The organism is Kosakonia sp. SMBL-WEM22, assembly GCF_014490785.1.
Classification (GTDB): domain Bacteria; phylum Pseudomonadota; class Gammaproteobacteria; order Enterobacterales; family Enterobacteriaceae; genus Kosakonia.
In genome coordinates, this window is the sequence record NZ_CP051488.1 from 474,238 (window position 1) to 494,072 (window position 19,835).

At 48.3% G+C, this 19,835-nt stretch carries 17 protein-coding genes, 1 tRNA gene and 1 pseudogene; 13 read left to right on the forward strand and 6 right to left on the reverse strand.

Features of this window, described 5'->3' with window-relative positions; genetic code table 11:
- Window positions 1-449: 449 nt before the first annotated feature.
- From HF650_RS02360 to HF650_RS02370, 3 genes are all read right to left on the reverse strand, one after another.
- On the reverse strand, window positions 450-1,289 hold the full coding sequence (locus tag HF650_RS02360; protein WP_187801022.1) for a hypothetical protein: 840 nt from the start codon (window positions 1,287-1,289) through the stop codon (window positions 450-452).
- Window positions 1,282-2,874, reverse strand: a complete 1,593-nt coding sequence (locus HF650_RS02365) for an AAA family ATPase (protein ID WP_187801023.1) — start codon at window positions 2,872-2,874, stop codon at window positions 1,282-1,284. The genes HF650_RS02360 and HF650_RS02365 overlap by 8 nt, the downstream gene beginning before the upstream one ends.
- Window positions 2,875-3,030: 156 nt before the next feature.
- Entirely contained in the window at window positions 3,031-3,264 is a 234-nt protein-coding gene (locus HF650_RS02370) for a hypothetical protein (RefSeq protein ID WP_187801024.1), read from the reverse strand.
- A gap of 280 nt (window positions 3,265-3,544) precedes the next feature.
- Between HF650_RS02370 and umuC the strand changes: the two are divergent.
- Together umuC and HF650_RS02380 are read left to right on the forward strand one after the other, a co-directional pair.
- A pseudogene (gene umuC / locus HF650_RS02375) lies at window positions 3,545-4,720 on the forward strand (translesion error-prone DNA polymerase V subunit UmuC); the annotation flags it as partial.
- Between the two features lie 305 nt (window positions 4,721-5,025).
- Window positions 5,026-5,415, forward strand: coding sequence for a hypothetical protein (locus HF650_RS02380; protein WP_346014249.1), 390 nt, complete (start codon window positions 5,026-5,028; stop codon window positions 5,413-5,415).
- A 55-nt stretch (window positions 5,416-5,470) separates the two neighbouring features.
- On the opposite strand, the gene HF650_RS02385 is transcribed toward HF650_RS02380, so the two are convergent.
- On the reverse strand, window positions 5,471-6,127 hold the full coding sequence (locus tag HF650_RS02385) for a type II CAAX endopeptidase family protein (RefSeq protein WP_187802590.1): 657 nt from the start codon (window positions 6,125-6,127) through the stop codon (window positions 5,471-5,473).
- Window positions 6,128-7,113: 986 nt separating this feature from the next.
- On the opposite strand from HF650_RS02385, the gene HF650_RS02390 reads away from it, so the two are divergent.
- Window positions 7,114-8,016 carry an integrase domain-containing protein gene (locus tag HF650_RS02390; RefSeq protein WP_187801025.1) on the forward strand — a complete coding sequence of 301 codons (903 nt, stop codon included), beginning with the start codon at window positions 7,114-7,116 and terminating at the stop codon, window positions 8,014-8,016.
- Between the two features lie 102 nt (window positions 8,017-8,118).
- On the opposite strand, the gene HF650_RS25185 is transcribed toward HF650_RS02390, so the two are convergent.
- The gene (locus HF650_RS25185) at window positions 8,119-9,240 is read right to left on the reverse strand and encodes a PIN domain-containing protein (protein WP_223284267.1); all 1,122 of its coding nucleotides are present in this window, start codon (window positions 9,238-9,240) and stop codon (window positions 8,119-8,121) included.
- A 402-nt stretch (window positions 9,241-9,642) separates the two neighbouring features.
- On the opposite strand from HF650_RS25185, the gene HF650_RS02400 reads away from it, so the two are divergent.
- The 9 genes from HF650_RS02400 (at window position 9,643) to HF650_RS02440 (ending at window position 18,511) form a co-directional block, all read left to right on the forward strand.
- The gene (locus tag HF650_RS02400; protein ID WP_187801026.1) at window positions 9,643-10,011 is read left to right on the forward strand and encodes a hypothetical protein; all 369 of its coding nucleotides are present in this window, start codon (window positions 9,643-9,645) and stop codon (window positions 10,009-10,011) included.
- A gap of 87 nt (window positions 10,012-10,098) precedes the next feature.
- Window positions 10,099-10,464: a hypothetical protein gene (locus HF650_RS02405; protein WP_187801027.1), complete on the forward strand. Its 366-nt coding sequence runs from the start codon at window positions 10,099-10,101 to the stop codon at window positions 10,462-10,464.
- 82 nt (window positions 10,465-10,546) lie between these two features.
- A complete protein-coding gene (locus HF650_RS02410) occupies window positions 10,547-11,182 on the forward strand; it encodes a hypothetical protein (protein WP_187801028.1) in 636 nt (211 codons plus the stop codon).
- A gap of 110 nt (window positions 11,183-11,292) precedes the next feature.
- Window positions 11,293-12,279: a zincin-like metallopeptidase domain-containing protein gene (locus HF650_RS02415; RefSeq protein ID WP_187801029.1), complete on the forward strand. Its 987-nt coding sequence runs from the start codon at window positions 11,293-11,295 to the stop codon at window positions 12,277-12,279.
- A gap of 104 nt (window positions 12,280-12,383) precedes the next feature.
- Window positions 12,384-13,316: a DUF1281 domain-containing protein gene (locus HF650_RS02420; RefSeq protein ID WP_187801030.1), complete on the forward strand. Its 933-nt coding sequence runs from the start codon at window positions 12,384-12,386 to the stop codon at window positions 13,314-13,316.
- A 108-nt stretch (window positions 13,317-13,424) separates the two neighbouring features.
- A complete protein-coding gene (locus tag HF650_RS02425; RefSeq protein WP_187801031.1) occupies window positions 13,425-14,108 on the forward strand; it encodes an N-6 DNA methylase in 684 nt (227 codons plus the stop codon).
- A gap of 128 nt (window positions 14,109-14,236) precedes the next feature.
- A complete protein-coding gene (locus tag HF650_RS02430; protein WP_187802591.1) occupies window positions 14,237-15,733 on the forward strand; it encodes a UvrD-helicase domain-containing protein in 1,497 nt (498 codons plus the stop codon).
- Between the two features lie 66 nt (window positions 15,734-15,799).
- Window positions 15,800-17,419: a TraI domain-containing protein gene (locus HF650_RS02435; protein WP_187801032.1), complete on the forward strand. Its 1,620-nt coding sequence runs from the start codon at window positions 15,800-15,802 to the stop codon at window positions 17,417-17,419.
- Window positions 17,420-17,479: 60 nt separating this feature from the next.
- Entirely contained in the window at window positions 17,480-18,511 is a 1,032-nt protein-coding gene (locus tag HF650_RS02440) for a site-specific integrase (protein ID WP_187801033.1), read from the forward strand.
- 195 nt (window positions 18,512-18,706) lie between these two features.
- On the opposite strand, the gene HF650_RS02445 is transcribed toward HF650_RS02440, so the two are convergent.
- Window positions 18,707-18,782: transfer RNA gene (locus HF650_RS02445), tRNA-Phe, on the reverse strand.
- Window positions 18,783-18,964: 182 nt separating this feature from the next.
- On the opposite strand from HF650_RS02445, the gene HF650_RS02450 reads away from it, so the two are divergent.
- Window positions 18,965-19,810, forward strand: coding sequence for an AraC family transcriptional regulator (locus HF650_RS02450; RefSeq protein ID WP_187801034.1), 846 nt, complete (start codon window positions 18,965-18,967; stop codon window positions 19,808-19,810).
- The last annotated feature ends 25 nt before the right edge of the window (window positions 19,811-19,835 follow it).

Below are 19,835 nucleotides of genomic sequence, written 5' to 3' on the forward strand. Positions count from 1 at the left end.
CAAAGCTTTGCGGTTCTGGCCGCCCCATTGGGGCGGTTTTTTTGTTTTTGTAGCATATTTGGCAGCGTGTAAATAATGCTGGACGGGCGTAACGCACAGCAACCATGCCCTAAATGACGGCTTTTGGAGTGCTTTCCTATCCACAATGGTAAAAAATAACTTTTATTGGGGCAGTTGGGGATGATTGATGTCCTCTCTTGGCACAGAGAGGACAGCTAACGGTCGAAGGTCCGTTGTGAGCGAAAAGCGGAAGTTCGCAGTTGATCTCGCAGTCTAAAAGTCGCATTACTAACACTGCTGCGTGTTAATCAACGGGGAGCTGGTCACCTGACCGGGTGTCAGATGACGCTAGCTAGAAGTATTGCGTTACTTTAATAATCTAATTACTTAAAATGATTATTTTTATTCACTCTTATCGCACATCAAATTGTTATAAATAGACAATTATATTAAATATGTGAAAACCCACCTTCTATATACCATCTCTCGTTAATTAACTTGCTAAATAACGCATACTCCCAAGAGTCAGGGCGACGACTAACCATACTTTGTTGATCAATAAGCTCCTCATAAACCGAATCCCAATCATTTATTTCCAGAAGCGGCTGGAAGTTATTTTTCAAGTCCTCTAATCTGACTATGGCATTTGAAGAATAAAGCTCATCTAATTTTAAGCGACTGAAATGGCTTTTAAGTTTTTCGTTTGCACCGTTTCCTAAGTGACGATTATCTTTACATACGTAAGTCAACTCAATAGGGTTCAAGTTTGTGAATCTAACTTCAAACCATTGTTCTTGTGAAAAGTCATCATAATAAGGATGAATGAATTGTTTATTTAGTTGGTTTGGCATTGTATGTTTTTTTGCTTCGTTACATCTGGAGCAGATAGGCACAAGGTTTTTTGGGAAAACAGAATAAAGAAAATAAGTTGATTTAGGCATATGATGGTCCAGGGCTGTTACTATGCTTTCCGAACACATAGGACACTTTTTTCTTGGTGCCGAAGCCAGAATTCTATCATAGTCATCTCGGCAGCTGCCTGTTTTTCCAACAAGTTGTTTGGTATAGAGTGCTTTCATGTAATCAGCATCTAGATTTCCATTTGCCTGTGAGCGTGGGATCGTATAGCCCGTACTGGCAGTCATCAAACGATCATAGTCATGATAAATCTGTGTGAAATATGGAATTGCGTCCATCAATTCCTGTGCTAATAAAACATCAGTGTAAGCTAAAGCACAGTTTCTAATTATGTTTATATCATTAATTGTTGGTTTGCTTATATTAATCATAGCTATCCCTTTTTTTCTTATTTATCAGGGACCGGGCTAAGGCTCGTGCTTCTGCACCTAACCTATTACTAAAGTAATTGTTTACTTCATCAAATGTAGAGAAGGTTTTACTGGCATCCGCTATCATTTTATAAAAACCAGTATTCACAACTTCATGGCTGAATACTTCACGTGTCAAAGTCCCGACATTTTCCCCAAACGTCTCAATTTGCGGCCGGTCAGCACTGACGTACTTACCTGTCCTGTTTAATATCCATACACAGTCAGAGCGAACCTCCTGAAGAACTACCGGAGAGTGCGTAGCGACAATCGCTACGCCGTTTCTTTCACTCATAAGATGTGATACAGCTCGGATATAAGCAGAAATCAATGGAGGGTGCAGGTGAGCCTCTGGTTCGTCAATGAGAGTTAAGGATCTGTCTTCTGTTACCTCAACTAATTTAGTGATACTAAGTAGAGTAACCAGATGACCTGAGCTCAACTTGTTTAAAAACGTTTTTACAATCTCTCTCCAGTCCTTGGGATAGTCTTTATCCTCGAATTGCGCGAGTTTCGATACACCTGCTTCAGAAAAAAGAGGGTCATTCTCTAAAATATTTAGACATTCCTCCCATCTTTTCCTTCGTACTCCTACTAAACATTCCTGCATACTACTGCAAAATTCTACATACAGTTCATCTGAACTTTTCGGTCTTAGTTTTTGTTCTTTATCATTCCCTCTCAGGTCTAGTACCATCAAGCCTATATACTGATATTTAACGCCAGAGGGTAGTATATTCTGCCCTACAGGACCAAATCTATCAAACGGACTATATGAACATAAGTTGAGAGAGTTAAAATAGGTACTGTTATCTCCCCACTCGATACCTTCCTTTACTTGAAGTGAGCCAACAGAGTTTTCATTGTCTGTGTTAAGTTTTATCACACCTTTAATAAATCCTGAAAATAAGGTGGTTTTCCCTACTCCGTTTCTGCCAATTACAGCCTGGATATTGCTCGGTGGAATGTCCTTATTATTGACGCTAAACTCCAATCTTATTTCCTTCTCATTGGCATCTCTGTTTGGGAAAAGATATGAGAAGTTAAAAGGCTTATTGTGATCTTCTTCATAAGCTATTGCGTGCAAGGATTCTTTAATATTCCTTTCACTGACATCCCTTAAAAGAGACTGGTTCATGGCAGGATGCGATTTGTAATTTTCATAAATTTCCAAATCATAAGCACAATCCCTAATGCCCCTTAATATTTCAATTCTTATATTTCTTGAGATCTGATTGAGAGTTTCATAAAAGTTCTCGCTCTGCCCTAGAGAGAAAAAGCTCTCATCTAATGAAGTGAATTCCTCAGGTAAATTAGGTGTGTTAAAAGGCTGTCCCTTTTCATCCGCTGAAAGTGCAGATGACTCCTTCATACCTTTGCTAGCTATTTTTGTGTAACCAATTTTGTATAATTCACCCGTATCATCACTATAAAACATAGTAAAAAGAGTTTCCCAGTAAAACCAGTCATTCCAGTTATCTTTAACTAGGTAAACCATGTTTTTTTCTGACTTATCTGGTGTGTTTTTTACTTTTCTAAATTTCATACCCCCCCCCGCAGTAATGAGATGTATTTCGGAGCTGTTATTTAATAGTGTCACATATTTACAAGTTCAATCAAATAGATTAAAACTAATGAATTAGATTGTTAGGGGCCGCGAGATAGCTTTCTGACCTTATACAGGCCAGCAAGCTCGTCCTCATCAAACCTCGTCGAAAGTATCAAGCTTGCAGAAGCTCACCAAGATATTATCATTTTTTCTCTTGAAATCTTCGCTTACGGCAGCTTGTGACTCAGCAAACAGAAGTACAAAGTGATCATCACCCCATCGCTTAAGCCGGCCAAAAGTAAGCCCTCCGTCAAAGCTAAGCTCGGTTTCATCTGAGAGCCCTGACAGCTCATTTCGCAAATCACCCACAGTAAATTTCATGCCCATTTTTATTGCTCACTTTAGTTAAGTTAAGAGTTTATTGTAACGGCATATATAAAATATGCATTCCACTATCAATTGTGACCTGCTCCTTTGTGATTAAAACATAATGTTGCGAGGAACAACGTCCGCTTCTGGCACACAGCGGACGGTGACTGAGTATTCACCTATTTATAACTTGCTAACTAGAGCATCCCTCCGAGAACTAACACAAAAAAGTTAGCAATTGAATTAATATCTAAATCATGCACTTAAGCGCTACTAACTGTTAGTGGCATTCAGATACAATGATGGCTGCATAATAGCCCGTTCAGCAGCTGCGAAGTCACTTGGATTAAAAATGGGTGACCGCTGGTTCAAGGTTGGCCGCGAGGCGGAAAGAAGAGGAGTTGTTGCCTTCTCCAGTAATTATAGCCTGTATGCGGACATGTCTGACAGAGTGATGACTATTTTGCAGATGTTAACCCCCCTCGTAGAGATATACAGTATTGATGAAGCTTTTTGCGATCTTAGGGGAGTAAGCAATCTTGTATCACTTGATGCCTTTGGTCATCAGATACGTGATCAGATCAGGCTCAGGACTCACCTGACTGTTGGGGTAGGGATAGGTCCGACTAAAACGCTGGCGAAACTGGCGCAATATGCAAGTAAACGCTGGCCAGCTACGCGAGGAGTAGTGGACCTCAGCAATATAGGGCGACAGCGAAAGTTGATGGCTTTGGTGCCAGTAGAAGAGGTATGGGGAATTGGGCGAAGGCTCGGTAAAAAATTGCAGTTGATGGGGATTAACAATGCACTCCAGCTGTCTGAGCTTTCTCCTTCATTTATACGTAAGCAATTTTCTGTGGTTGTTGAACGAACAGTAAGAGAGCTCAACGGCACGCCCTGCTTGGCCCTTGAAGAGTTCACAGCACCCAAGGAGCAAATCATATGCTCCCGCTCTTTTGGAGAAAAACCTACAGATAAAGTCAGCATTCATCAGGCCGTCTGCGCTCATGCCGAACGTGCAGCTGAAAAGCTACGTGCTGAGCACCAGTTCTGCAAACGGGTAGCGGTTTTCATCAGTACCAGTCCCTTTGCAGAGAATGAGTCGTTCTATAAAAATCAGGCTGTAACGGAGCTTGCTGTTCCGGCCCGGGATTCCCGGGATATCATCAAGGCGGCTGTAAGAGCTCTTGATACAATATTCATCCCGGGGCATCGTTATCAACGCGCAGGTGTAATTCTCACCGATTTTCGCAGCGCGGCAGTATCACAACTTACCCTGTTCGATGACCTTCAGCCTCATCGTAATAGCGATGAATTAATGACACTCATAGACAGCATTAACAACTCTGGTAAGGGTTCAGTCTGGTTTGCAGGGCAGGGGGTTAAAAGTGATTCCATAGGCTGGAAGATGCGAAGAGAAAGACTTTCGCCAGCTTTTACAACCAGATTGGATGATATTGTCAGAGTAAGGTAATCTCCTTTTTGAAATTTTCTCGAAACCGAACCATTGACATTATAAACTCTATACGGCAGGGTTTACCGTTTGTTACATGTAGAATAAGGCAAGCGTACTTTTTCTTTGTCCGCTTTTTTAGTAAATGTGTTTGGAGGATTTGGAACGTGAGGAGTTTTACCGCCATTTTAATAATTCCTGCTCTTGTTACAGCCTGTAGCATGTAGGAAATAGCAGATACAAATAAGAAAATAAGTGATAGTGCTTCAGGTATAATGAGCTCTTTGAGGGGAAACCCTAACCCATCAGCTGATGTCACGACACCTATGCATTTACCTCAGTCATTAAAAAAAGAATCCAAGTCTAAGAGTTATACTGTAGCTGTCGATGTAGATACTGCTGCTGCCAGAATCAAAAGACATTACAAGTTCATATCAAGCCAGGAGCTGGATAGTTTGAGGAATAGCTCTAATGACGGGGCATGGAAAGCGGCCGCTGAAGATGATGCACATCCAGTTTGGGAGGCAATGCCTGGTAGCTATTATAAAATGGGCTCTGACTGGAATGATAACGATCATTTAGATGTGGAAATTGAAAAAAACGGGAGTGGGAGTAAACTTCTTATAACATATTCATCGGCATCTTCAGAAAGGCTATCGGGATCTGGCGTACAGAAATTAATGAAGGAAATTCATTCCGTGGCTATTGGTGAGTGATATTTTATCGGGAAATGGTAGTTATCATTATGTGTTAATGATAACTACCATTTTTTTATTTTAATTCAATGTAGAGGCCAAGCGCGATACAAAAAGCATGCAATAAAATTGGTAAAAGAAGCCCTCTGCTTTGATATCTTGCTCCACAGAAAATTAATGAAAGTGCAAACATTTGGATTTTGGTAGGGAATGAGTACTGTGTGTGTATAACTGCAAACAAAACAGAAACAGTCAATCCGCCGATAATATAGCCCGCCTTTTCACCAAAAGCGTTTAAAAAAGAACTCAGAATAATTCCTCTGAAAACCAGTTCCTCCAGGAGTGGGAAAATAAAAATAGTGGCTGCGATTTTTACAGCTGCCATTTCGTGTGACAGACCTTTAGTAAAATCTGTAACGAAGGGTTCTTTCGGCGTAAGGTAGTATGAAGCAGCGTAAGAAATAATTATGAGGGCAAGAAAAACAAATGACTGCTTACTGAGTTTTCCCCAGCTTAATCCTTGATAATTCGAGGTGCTATTCAATAAATGAGCTATGGATAAAAATATTAAAATCATGATTAGAGGTTTAACTATCTGCAAATGTAGTATTGAGAAGTTAAGTCTGCTCATTAAAAATATATTTAAATCAATAGAGGTTAAGAGTAAATAAAAAAAGAGAAAGTTAGATAATCCGAAAATCAGGATCAGAAGTCGCTGCTTTGAAATATCCATATCAACCACTTTTAACGGAGAAAACTACATGGTAATCACCAAAAAAAACGGTGTCTACATCCATTTGACGTCGTTTTTTCCTGTTGGTACTATCAAATTGTTGTACTGTCGCACTGGCGACCACCAATGCTCTTGTAGCCTGTGATGAGCGCCTTCGGGTGGCTACAGTCGCACCTAAGCTGCGACCACCAATGTTCCGGCAGTCTGTGAGGAACGCCTTCGGGTGACTGCAAAATAAAACTCTCCTGGCCTGAAAGAGAGTACATGAAAAATGTGGCAAATCTGCTCACCTTTGAAAGCAGATATCGTCTATGCAAGCGCACTATGACGCGGCGATGAAGGTTTACTGCGTAGCAAATCTGCCAGTTTCAATTCACTTCCGTTCTGTGAACGGTATCAGTTCAACGTCTTCTCTTTTGCGGTGATACGCCCTGAGTTTCGTACGACTTTTGCACCGACGTATAAGGCCATTTGGTACATTTGGCCGCTTACGGTGTTGCATTAGGAGCACGAAACTGCGCGGCGTCACTTGTGAAGTGGCGGAGACACTACCAAGTGACGCGCGCAGCGCATAACGTCTCAACCCACGTACGACGTGGTTTTCAACGTTTTACTACCATCTGACCAACATGTAGCCCGTGTCAGTACGGTTTTAAAATCACTTTCACATCAACGTAAGCACGACGGGAGGCCGTCTGAACGTTCAATTATCAGTAAGGAGGAAATCGACTCGGTATCGATGGCGACACTACGAGCAGTAGTGTTGGAGGCAGCTTGACGTAAGTCAGCTCTGCATAAGCAGCAAACAGATCAGAGATCTGGGGTGCCTCGCAAGAACTCAACAATTCGCCGCCCCGATGCACAGATACCAGTCGAGACGCAGGAAGCGCAAAAGCAACCGTGTCGTCGGGGAATGAATTGCTGGTCTACAGATCCGTCTGCTTCTTTACAAGCAGAGGAACGTGTATGCCTTTGGAGAGAGTGAAATGTCCAGATTCAGTAAACAGCTGTGCAAGCAACTCGTCACGCTGGCTCGCCAGGGGCGGGGAAGTTATAAAACGGTAGCTGACCGTTCAAGAATTGCAGAACGTTTTTCTGAACGACTGTCTGAACTGAATATTCAGATCAGGGACGTAAAACATATTAAAGCTTCCCATATTGAAAAGTATATAGAGAGCAGAAAGGCAGACAATTTATCTCTAAGGACGTTACAGAATGAGATGTCGGCTATCCGTTCAGTTTTATTATCGGCTGGAAGAAATAAACTGGCCGATCCCGGTCACCTTAACCTGAGTAATCAGGCGCTCGGGATTTCTGGTGCTAACCGGGATGGAACTAAACTTCCTATTACACATGAAAAACTTAATGCGGTGGTCAGTTTTGCCCAAAGAAAAGATGAAGGCGTTGCTCTTGCCGTGCAACTTTCCCGATATCTCGGATTGAGAACAGAAGAAACCGTTCAGTCTGCAAAGTCTCTAAAAACATGGAGGCAGGCACTGATTAATAATCATGAGCGTGTCCGTGTTGTTTTCGGGACTAAAGGCGGACGTCCAAGGGAAACGACAGTTTTTAATCGCGAAAAAGTTTTATCAATTCTTGACAAGGCAATTAGTTATGTCAGTGAACATAACGGAAAACTGATTGATAAACCCTCTCTGCATACCGCTATTGATCGCTACCGTAATATTGTAAGAGAGGCAGGAATGAATGGTAAAAATGCGCCGCACAGTTTACGTTACGCTTACTCCGGCGATGCTGTAAATCACCATATTAAAAATGGAATGAGCCGTGAGGAAGCCGAGGCACTTGTTTCAATGGATCTGGGGCATGGAGATGGAAGAGGACGCTATATAAAACAAGTTTATTTCAGGGGAGATGTGTCCGATTGATTAAGCGATTTAGTTAAATCAAGACGTGATAAACACTGTAGCATACTGAGTGCTACAGTGTTGTTGCTAAAATTATAATTGTAGAAAAAATCATTTGTAGCGTTATTCAAATCCCATGTCATTATCATCATCAAAAAAATTATCAGTTTGACTTACCAAAGTTCCTTTATCTGCATCCAGAATAATGTGACTGTCATCAAACTGAAAATCTGTTATTTCAGCATTTTCTTTTATGCCATCGTGAAAGCCGATATCGATATTTAATCCGAGTGTCTGATGGAAAATAAAATTTGATATTGATTCAAATACAAAAGCATATGCTTTATCTTCTGGATCCCAGGGGGAGCGCTCATAATCTGGATAGTGAAGGTCAGCATTAATAGACACTTTAACAGAAAGTTCATAGCTTGCTGAATCCCTGTTAACATCAGTGAGTTTTGGGGAGGATAAAGCAACGTCTGTAATCTCTAACTCTCCTATCTCAATATCATGATAGTCGGCCCCTTCGGGAATGCACTCCATTTCACTAAGGTATTCTTTTATACGTTCAGTGATGCTGTCACGTAGTTTATCAAAAACACCATCTGCAAAAGAAGCCATGTCCTCTAAGTCTTTATCATTACGAATCAGGAGGTCGACTAATGTCTGGATGCTGTTTAAATGGATAAAACTTTCATTTTTTTCTGAAGCCGATATAAGGTCTTTATCTTCACTAACAATGTAAACTTTATGCGTACGTTTTTCAGCTATCTCATTTACGGCCTCAAGCGTAAAAGCATCCGGAAACTCTTTTTTCTTTCCGGGCTGATCGAACGGAGGTGCATTAGTGAAATACTTCTCGAATACCAAAAGAGGATTGATATTTTTTACGCTTATTTCTTCAACTCCCCCGCATTCAAGAAACTGTTTGAAACTGGCAAGTGCATCGCTGATTACAGCTTCTGCATCTGGTTTTACGAATATCTCTGTTGGTACATGCGCCGGAGTAGTTCTCAGTATTGGGGCATAAGTTTTCTGAAATTTAATAAGTTCTTTTAAGGCTTCCTCAGTGTTTTTACGAATATGTAATTCAATTTCTCTGCGTGTGATATCAGTAACAAGTATGCGCACTTTATCATCTGATGCAAAATTCTCCAGTTTTTCAAGAATGTATAAGCCAAACTGAAAATGCTTTCGTTCATAGGCAGATGTATCGATATAAACAAGGCGGGTAATGAGTTCCATGATCATCTTCCTGAGATGGTTGAGGGATAGTAAAGTATAAATCTCATCCAATACTTGATGTATGATTCAGTACACAAGATTATCTGCAGCTTGACAGATCTGCGTTTTGTTTTGAAAATGAACAGGCTTATACGTTGCTTTTGCAACCACCAATGATTCAGTAGCCTGTGAGAATCGCCTTCGGGTGGCTACAACAAAAGCTCCTGTAACCTGAAAAGGGGCAAAACATTGGTAACTCTGCACACCTTTGAAAGCAGATATCGTCAATTTAAGCGCACTATGACGCGACGATAAAGGTTCCTTCTGTACTAACCAGACAGTCAGAATGTCGTTTTTTCTGACTCCCCGACGGGAAACACTTCCCGTTCGGGCAGGTGTTTCCTTTTTTTATGGAGAAACATCATGTCTGTCATCTCTTCTGCGGTTTTCCCTGAACACCTTCTTACGCAACTTCAGCAGTCTGCTGACGCAGCTGTGCGGAGATTAAAATCTCTCTTTTATCTGCGCCGCAACAGCGGCTGGTATGTCAACGGCTCGGGCAATTATGCCGTTCGTGCGCATATCACCTCCGTCAAAGACCAGGGCGTTAAGGTCTTTCTTACCGTCCGTACCGGGTGCCACCGCGCTGAGTATGTGTTTCACCGTCTGCCAGTTTCCTTTCCTGAGGGAATGACAGGTCGCCGGAACGCATACCGTTATGCCTGCCGTCAGGCACAGCATCTGGCACACCTGCGCTATCGTTTTGTGATATGCACTGAACTGAAAGGCTGAAAATTTCAGACGGCAAATGTTGTGAACCCTGACGGGGATATCTCTCCGTCGGAGGGGATATCCCGTTACTTAACTGAGGATATACCCATGTACGCAGACTTTTACACACTCAAAACACCTCTGGACACGCTCAGCTGGCTTTGCCTGCTTGAGAGCGAACTTCTGAGCATCAGGGCATTTCAGCGTCTCGGCCTTCATACGGACCGGGATGAACCGAATGAACTGACGTATCCGGAAGAAGCCATCATTAGCGCCGGCACAGCCTATGGCTGGTTTGTCTGTTTTCTCAGGGACGGTGATATTCCACCGCTGCCTGCCTCTGCCAGAGAACTTCTCTGCACCCTTGACGGTCTCGGTAAAGAAATTAACCGGCCTTTCTGGGAGCAGGCTGTGGCCCGCGGGCAGGATGAGGCCTGTGGTGACAAAGCTATCGCCGCCCTCGAAATGATGTAATCAGACAGAACACACCCTGACGGGGATTGACTCCCGTCCGGGGGATAAATCCCCCTTTTTTTTCTTTGCGGAGGATTTATCAATGAAAGACCTGTCTTCTTCCCCGTCTTCCATGTCGGTTGTTTATACCATCGAGCACGTCAGCACGGTTCCGTTACATCACTGGCATGCTTTCGTTCTGGCCGTAACAGAAACGTTCTGGCAACTGCCGGTGCGCCTGCGTCCGGGAAATATGTATCTGCCGTCGCTTAACCGCGCCGCCGATCTGTTTCCGGTTGCTAATGTCATGGCGTTCTGTGGTGATTCAGGCGGCAGTTTCTGGCCGGTCAACATGACCATTGAGCGGGAGCGCAACAACAATACGCTGAGTATCCAGGAGCTGGATTTTCAGCATCAGCCCTGCGATTTCTTTGCGCGTGTTGTGATGGTCCTGCTGCACAACCTGTGTCCGGGCAGCTTCCGTATACATTCTTCTGACGAAGGCCGCAGCTGGGCAATACCGTTGCGCTGGATTGAGCGCCATATTGGCCTGCCTGAGCACCCGACGCTGACCATGCCTCAGCCGGTACTGACAACACCGGTGAGCGAAGGCGCATTTGATTCCCTGCTGCTGCAGATGCTCTCCGGTGGTGAGCGGGTGCTGAGCAGTGAGGACTGGAATGCCTTCGTGCTGGCGGAATTCCATCTGTACGAACTGAAGCGCGTCACTGAAAACTGACCCGCTGTAATCTCTTCTCTTTCGCTCACCCCCGGGTGAGTGTTCCCGTCGACGGGCGTATCACTGCGCCCGCCGGCGCACGGGTATGCCTCTGATTAAAGGTATATCTCATGAAAAAAGCGACTTCACGTAAGGCGGCCCGCCGCCCGGTAAAACAGACTGATCTCTATCGCCAGATAACCGACCGTATCGTTGTTGCGCTGGAAAACGGCGTCGCGCCCTGGCATAAGCCGTGGCGTGCAGCTGCCGACAGCGGTCTGGCCGGTCTGCCCCTGAATGCCACCACCGGACGTCACTACAGCGGTGTGAATGTCCTGCTTCTCTGGATGTCAGCGGAAGAGCAGGGTTTTCACAATACCCGCTGGCTGACTTACCGCCAGGCGCAGCAGGCCGGCGGCCAGGTGCGTAAAGGTGAGAAAGCCACTCTGGCGGTGGTTTACAGGGACTGGACGAAACAGGCGGAGGACCGCGAAGGCAACCGCCTTTATGACAGTGACGGCAAACCGCTGACAGAAACCGTGCCGATGCTTAAACCCCTGCAGCTGTTCAACGCTGAGCAGTGTGAGGGGTTGCCGGCAGAGGTTGCGGCTTCACCTGAGCAAACGCCGGCGGTGGATGAGGACGGCATACTCAGTCCGGACGTGATGGACAGGGTGCTCCGGATGTTTAACGCCTCAGGAGTTAAACACCGGATGCTGCCTCAGAACCGGGCTTATTACCGCCCGCTGACGGATGAAATTGTGATGCCAATGGCAGGGCAGTTTTTTACGGAAGCGGACTGGTGGGCCACGCTGCTGCATGAGCTGGTACACAGTACCGGTCATGCGAAGCGACTTAACCGGGAGGGGATAACCTCCTCATCCCGCCAGTTCGGGGACCCGGTATATGCCTTTGAAGAGCTCATTGCCGAAATGGGCAGTGCGTTTTTGTGTGCGCAGCTCGGTGTGTCCGGTGAGGTTCAGCACGACAGCTATGTGGACCACTGGCTCAGGGTGCTGAAATCTGACAAAAAGGCCCTTTTCCGCGCCTGCCGGCATGCTCGGGAAGCGTCGGAATACCTGCTGGCACAGCCTGGACGTCAGGCTGTGGCGGCGTAATTAACTTATCCGGTGGCGGTTATTCCGTAACTGTCACCGTCCCGTGAGGACACCGCTCCTCACGGGGCTGTGTCCTCTTTTTTTATGAAAGAGGAGTATTCATTATGTCCGAATGGTGTCATAACCGCCTGGAAATCACCGGTAAATCCGTCTGCATCGATGTCATGCTGCAGTGGATAAACGGCACTGACGTACCGCGTCACCGCCACGCCGTGCAGCAGAGCATACAGCTTTTTCTGGCCGGCGCGGCGGGGATACTCAAGCCGGTGCGCACCACGTCGTATCCGCCCTGTCAGGGGCTGGTCCGTGCAGGCACAGGGCTTTCCACTGCGGCCAATCAGGCGTTTGAAAGCTGGCTGGCGCTCCTGCTTAAGGATGCCGTCCTCGATACGGAAACTATCAGGACTATTGACCGGCTGTATCACCAGTCAGGTCTGGGCGCGCTGAAATGGGAGAATATTCCCGGCCCGGCACGTGAGGTTATGGTGGAGCTGATTGCCAGGCAGTATACCGACTGGTTTGGTCTGGTCAGCGCCGGCGATGAGTCTGACGCTTCGGCTGCCTGGGAACGGCTCCGCCAGTATCCTGAACGCTCCCAGCCCTGCGACATGCTGGCCGTCATACCTACACGGCTGGCAGCAGAGCTGAACGGCTCCGGGGGGCTCATGTCCGGTGTGTCGACCACAACCAGCCTCTACTGCCGGCAGTACGGCATGGAGTGGCCGGCGGGGCACAATGTCAACTGGGAGCGCCATACGCCAAACAGTCTTACGCTGCAGATGGATACGCCCTGGCTCCCGCCGTCAGGTGAGGTTGTCGGGGAAATCTCAGCGGTGTTTGACTGCGAGGTGCGTCACAGCTACAGCGAGCCCGTAAGCGGGCTCAGCGGTTACGACTGCTATGACGGCGGCGAACATGTCGACGGACACAAAGGTGCGTCCGACGCGTCTCAGCCCGGTCAGGTGCTTTATCTCGTCAGCGATGAGCCAGCGTCACCGGCCCAGGAGTCTGCATCATATCGTGAGGTCCGGGGGTAAAAGCCTGCTCCTCCGTTAACCCCGCCACGGCACTGCCGTGGCTTTTTTTACCCTCAGGGGACACGTCCCCTGGTCAGGGTGCGTGTCCCCTTTTTTATGGAGAAGCGCATGCCTGGCATGATTAACCACGAAAAAGCCTTTGTTAAATTGTTCAGTCAGACGGCCCGGTATCATCACCGGTTCAAAGTATTTGAAGACTTCATCAGTTGCAGTGTCATCGCGCTGGAAAACCGGCTTCACTTCAGTGAGGTGCGGGAGCAAAAGTATCTGCGTATCGTCGGTGGATACGAAAAGGAGGACGTCACGCGCATGGCACAGCTGCTGGCCCACGTTGTTAACGGGCTGGGTGACGCGCCCGGGGACTTCCTGGGGCGTGTCTTCATGCAGCTGGAGCTGGGTGATAAATACCGGGGGCAGTTTTTCACGCCCTGGGACGTGGCCAGGATGATGGCGGCCATGCAGCTGGGCGACACTGAAGCGTTGTTCCGTGATAAACCCTTCATCACCCTGAGTGAACCTGCGTGCGGGGCCGGCTGCATGGTGCTGGCATTTGCTGATGTTCTGCAAAAGGCAGGGTGGCCACCGCACCGGTATCTGTGGGTATCCGCGACAGATATCGATCCGCTTGCGGCCGGAATGGCTTACATACAGCTGTCCCTGTGCGGGATTGCCGGCGAAGTGGTGGTAGGTAATACCCTGGCGAATGAACGCCGCCGGATACTCTATACCCCCGGGCACTATCTCGGCGGCTGGCCTGTTCGTCTGGATCCACGGCACTTTCAGGCGGCATAATGACATCCACACGCTCCCGCCCGGGAGCGTTTTTTATTTCTGAAGCAGGGTATCTGGTTTTTTATCGTAGTGAACGCTTCCCGCTGTCAGGCTGTTTTTTTTCACATCTGTTGCTGCGGGAGAACACAGTGACCTGGAAAACAACAGCCGAACAAAACGCCATCATCGGATGGAAGGGTAATCATCTTGTGGTAAATGCGTTTGCAGGCACAGGCAAAACCTCCACGTTAGTGAACTACGCTGAAGCCAACCCGGAAAGTAAGATGCTTTACCTCGCCTATAATCGCGCTGTGCGGGATGAAGCTGAACGCAAATTCCCCTATAACGTAGAGTGTAAAACGTCGCATCAGCTGGCATGGGCCCGTTTTGGGAAACATTTCCGTGACCGGCTGACAGCCAGTCTGCGCATTACGGATGTGGCCAGAAAGCTCAACACCCGCCACTGGCCGCTGGCCAGACTGGCGCTCAGCGGGCTGAATATGTTCCTCTGTAGCGCAGACCCCGAGCCAGGGCTGATACATCTGCCTGCTGAGGATGATCGCCACGGTCTCGACGCAGGTAAAATTCTGGGGGCAATCCAGTTTCTCTGGTATGAAATGAGCCGTACTGACTCAGTCTTTCCCGTCACGCACGACACCTACCTTAAACTGTTCCAGCTTTCTCATCCTGACCTGTCAAAACGCTGGGACACCATACTCTTCGATGAGGCCCAGGACGCCAATCCGGTGACCAGTGCGTTTGTACTGAATCAGCCCTGCCGTGTCATCCTGGTCGGCGACCGTTACCAGCAGATTTACCGGTTTCGCGGGGCAGATAATGCACTCAGTGCCCCACAGCTGGCACAGGCAGACCGGTTGTGGCTGACAGCGAGTTTCCGGTTTGGTCCTGAGGTGGCGCGTGTGGCCAACATCCTGCTTGAACGTGCCGGAGAGGAAAAGCGCGTGACTGGTAACGGGGGCCAGGATGCTGTCGTCAGCAGCCTTCCGGCAGGGGCTGAGCACATTGCTGTACTGAGCCGGACGGTGTCAGGCGTGATCGGCAGCGCCCTGACGGCGAGCCTTATGGAGAAAAAGGTCTTCTGGGTCGGGGGGATTGAAGGCTACAAAACAGAGGAGCTGGAAGACCTGTACTGGTTCTCCGCTGATATGCCTGAAAAGATGCAGTCCCCGCGCCTCAGCCGGGACTACCGGGATTTTGACGAGTACTGTTCGATAGCCAAAGCCACCCAGGACGTGGAGATGAACCAGGCTATTCGCCTGCTCGATGACTTTTTCCCGCTTCCGCAAAAACTGGCCATTATGCGCCGTCAGGTCGTCACTCATGAAAAAGACGCTCAGGTCACGGTTTCAACCGCACACCGCAGCAAAGGTCTGGAATGGCCGGTGGTAATGCTCAGTGAGGATTTTACAGACATTACCGATCCGCTCCTCTCGCAGGAAGAGCGACAGGATGAGACTAACCTGCTGTATGTGGCTGTCACACGGGCAAGAGAGACGCTCGTGCTGAACGAGCTGGTGCGCTGGCTCAGCGAGGCCGATGATGAAAACGTCAGCGAAGCCGGTGAGGATGATGAGAACGATGCCGATATGCCCGGCGACACGGGAGAAACTTCCGGGACTGAATAACTGGTTTTTTATGGTGTGGCGCAGGGAGTGTCATAACACTGAGCAGCCCTGTACCAGGAGAACACTATGCTCAGCAGAATCCGGACCCTGAGGTCTCTGTTTTCAAAAGGCGATCCAGAAGCAGTACATCATATATCCACAGTCACGCCTGTCAGCTACCACGCCCCGCGTGAGGCCGACAGGCTGTGCGCCAGCCCGCTACGAGAAACCTGCCTGCAGCAATTGTGGGAGAACTGTTCTCTGCCCGCAGACATCTATCAGCGACTCTATTTAGCGCCTCTTAATGGTTTGTTAGCCAGAGTACAGAACGTGCCGGCCGCACAACAGGGAAGGTGGTCGCAGTCAGACGGCTTCGGCGACCTTACGCTGCAGTTCACGGCCTGTGCGGTCAGGCTGGCAAAAGGATACATGTTCCCCCCCGGCGCGGCACCGGAAGAGCAGGCAGCGCAGAATGTGATGTGGAATGCGGTGATTTACTGGTCGGCGCTGTTCTGGCACCTGCCTCTTCTTGCGACTCTGGAGGGGGAGTTGCTTGACGGTAAAAGCTGGCTTCCGGGAATGACTGTTCCGGACTCGCCTTATCGTTTCCGGTTCCGGGAGGCAGAGAACGCATCAGCATTTGCGGCGCTTGCCGCCGGGCAACTTATGCCGGCAGAGGCGACGGGCTGGCTGGCAGAGAATCCCTCGGCACTGGGCAACCTGGCCGGCGCGCTCTGGAATCAGCATCCGGGCATGCCATTGATACGAAGCCTGATGAAGCTGGCCGCTGAAAAGGTGGGATCGCCTTCGCAGGAGATATCTGGGGCACATGCGACAGTCAGTAACCTCGCAGGGCCGGCCCTTTCCGTTCTACAAACGCCGCCTGATCAAGAGACTGAATTACAACCTTCATCAGAAGTAACGCCCAAAACTGCATCGCCCGAAATCTCAGATACGCAGGTTACTCAGCTTGCATCTTCTTTAACACCTGTCTCAATGGTTGATGGCTGCAATCCCGTCAGCAATGAGAAGGCAGACGGGATTACCGAATGTGATTCTGTCGATATAGAGGAAGCTGATACAGAGATGTTGCTGAGTCTTTTCAGTGCAACCGAAATGACTGAAGTGACCGGGGCCAGTGCGGGTGAAGAAGAGTCATTAGCCAGCAGTAAAGCAGATGACGGGACAGAGTTTTTATCTCTTGATGAACAGCCTCCCGAAACTGATAAGCATCAGATAAATCAGACAGTAGCGGAAGACTCTTTCCCTGAACAAGGTGTTGAGGATAACATCCCGTCACACAGTATTAACATTGACTTAAAAAAAACAGTGAAAAAAGATGAGGCTGGCACTGAATTCTTCAGGTGGCTTTCTGAAGGGCTTAAGAGCAAGCAAATTGATATTAATCAACCTGATTCCAGAGCGCATGCCGTCGCAGGATTCATTTTTCTCAGGGTGCCGGACATATTTTATCTTTACATCAGAGAAAGCGGGACAGAGCTGAGCAGGGATGCCATACAGCTGGAATTTGAGAAGCTGCATATTCACAGGGTGCGGAGGGGCGAGCGTTTTAACAAGGCAAAATTGTACCACTCGCCTGATAAAGCAGGCACGTTTAAACCTGTAAGTGGGTATCTCGTCAAGACTACACACCTTTTCAGAGGGGCATCTTCCCCTGAAGACAGCGGGCTTCTGTCTTTCCTTTAAAGGAGGGGCAGTCCATGAGGGCCCTTACGGGCAGCTTGATATAGAAAAAGGAAATGCTGTATGTCTGACAAAAACCATCATACGACATGGGAAGAATTGCTTGAGGAGTACTTCTTCGCCCGAAACCTGCGCGCTGCAACAGAATGGAGCTATGCGAAGGTTGTGAAGGGGTTCCGGAAATTCACGGGTACTGACAAAACCCCATTAATGGTTACTCATCATGAAGTACTAAGATGGCGGCGATATGTACTCAGAGAAAAGCAACAATCTGCGCAGACCTGGAACAACAAAATTGCACATCTCAGGGCCCTCTATAACTATGCGATGGAAAGCGGTCTATTGCCTGAGGGCAGAAATCCTTTCAACAATTGTACCGTACAGCGCGACAGAAAGAAAAAGCGCACGTTAAACCGCTCTCAGCTAACCCGACTTTATCTGATAATGCAGCAGGCTGAAATTGAGTCCAACAGGAAAATTTTTGCACGTGGCGGGCGTAGTGCGCTTTACCCGGTCTGGTTCTGGATAACCGTCCTGGATACGCTCAGATATACAGGAATGAGGCAAAATCAACTTCTGCATATTCAGCTCAGGGACGTCAATCTGACAGAGGGCTATATAGACCTGCGCCTTGAAGGAAGTAAAACGCACAGGGAATGGCGTGTTCCTGTTGTCAGACAACTGCGTTTGCGATTGCAGCTTCTCCTCACACGGGCAACAGAAGCCGGAGCCGGGCCAAAAGATAATCTTTTCAATGTCAGTTTTTATATTGCCGGGAGAAAGGCAAAGTTCGAAAGAAATGATGTGAGTGTGATGCATCAAAAGATCCGCTCATTCTTTCGCCGTCTGTCAAAGGAGTGCGGGTTTGCCGTTTCGCCGCATCGTTTCAGACACACTCTTGCTACGGAACTGATGAAAGCACCTGAAAGGAATCTTCAGCTGGTCAAAGATTTACTGGGTCATCGTAGTGTCAGTACAACAATGGAATATGTGGAACTCAAGATGGACATTGTGGGAAAAACACTGGAAGAAGAATTGTCCCTGCACACAGATCTCTGTGTAGAAAGGGAATTACAACTATTGACACAAAACTGATTGACTGGGATTATTGCCAGTGATCGAGAGAAGGGAGCCTGTGTCAGCAGGCTCCCTCACTTGAGGGACTGATTCAGAAACGTTAACCAGTGCAGATACGCCTACACCGGAGGACATTCCGTAATGACCGGCCCCTGTATTAACCGCCCGTTAAGGATCTCATCTCTTAACCAGCGTGCTTTGATGCAAAATTAGTGGTGCCCGGACTCGGAATCGAACCAAGGACACGGGGATTTTCAATCCCCTGCTCTACCGACTGAGCTATCCGGGCAACGGGCCGCATTAAACCGTAATCGCCCGTGGGCGTCAACCAAATTTCCCGAAAACCCTTTCGGTTGCTCAACTTTGCGGCAAAACGCGCAAAACCGCGCCGAAAAACGGCGGCTGCACAAATCTTCCAGACTTTTACATAGCGTTGATGAATGCTATTTTTCGATAGTATACGGAGGCGAAATGTCTAAAGACTGGCTTGAGCTGCGACAGCATGCGGATACGGGGATTGAAACCATCCGCGCCCATTTTGAAGGGCATGCGTTCGACCCGCACTGGCATGACAGCTATCTGGTGGGTATCACTCTGTCCGGCACCCAACAGTTTCACTGCCGCCGCGAGCGCCACCATAGCCGACCGGGCGACGCCTTTTTACTCGAGCCAGGCGAGATCCACGATGGCGACGCGCCGGTAGAGGGCGGCTTTACCTATCTCACCTTTTACCTCGACGATCGCTGGCTCAACACTACGCTGCGCGGATTGTATGACGCGGTGCCTTCGAGCTACGCGCTGCACTTTTCCCACACCATCGCGCGCGAACCGCAGCTGATTCGCACCATTGCGCAAACCTTCTCTGCGCTGCACAGCGATGAGATGCGCATTGTCCAGCAGGGGACGATGGATGCGCTGCTCGGTGAGCTGACGCACCACTGCCAGTGGCGCAAACGCATCCCGACGCAGATCCAGAGCGTGGCGATTGCCCATCGCGCGCGGGATTACCTTCACGCGCATATCGGCGACAATATTGGCTTAACAGACCTGGCGCGCGAAACGGGAACCGATCGCTTTACGTTGACGCGCTGCTTTAAGCGCGAGTTTGGGTTAAGCCCACATGCATGGCTTGTTCAGCTGCGTCTCACTACTGCGCGGGCGCAGCTGGCGCGAGGCGATCAACCCGCCGATGTCGCTGCCGCCGTGGGATTTGCCGATCAGAGCCATCTCGGGCGCTGGTTCCAGCGCGCTTATCGTATCTCTCCGGCGCACTACCGCAGGCTGTGCACAAACCTTCCAGACGATAACCTCAAATAACGCGACATTGACAGGCTCATATCCA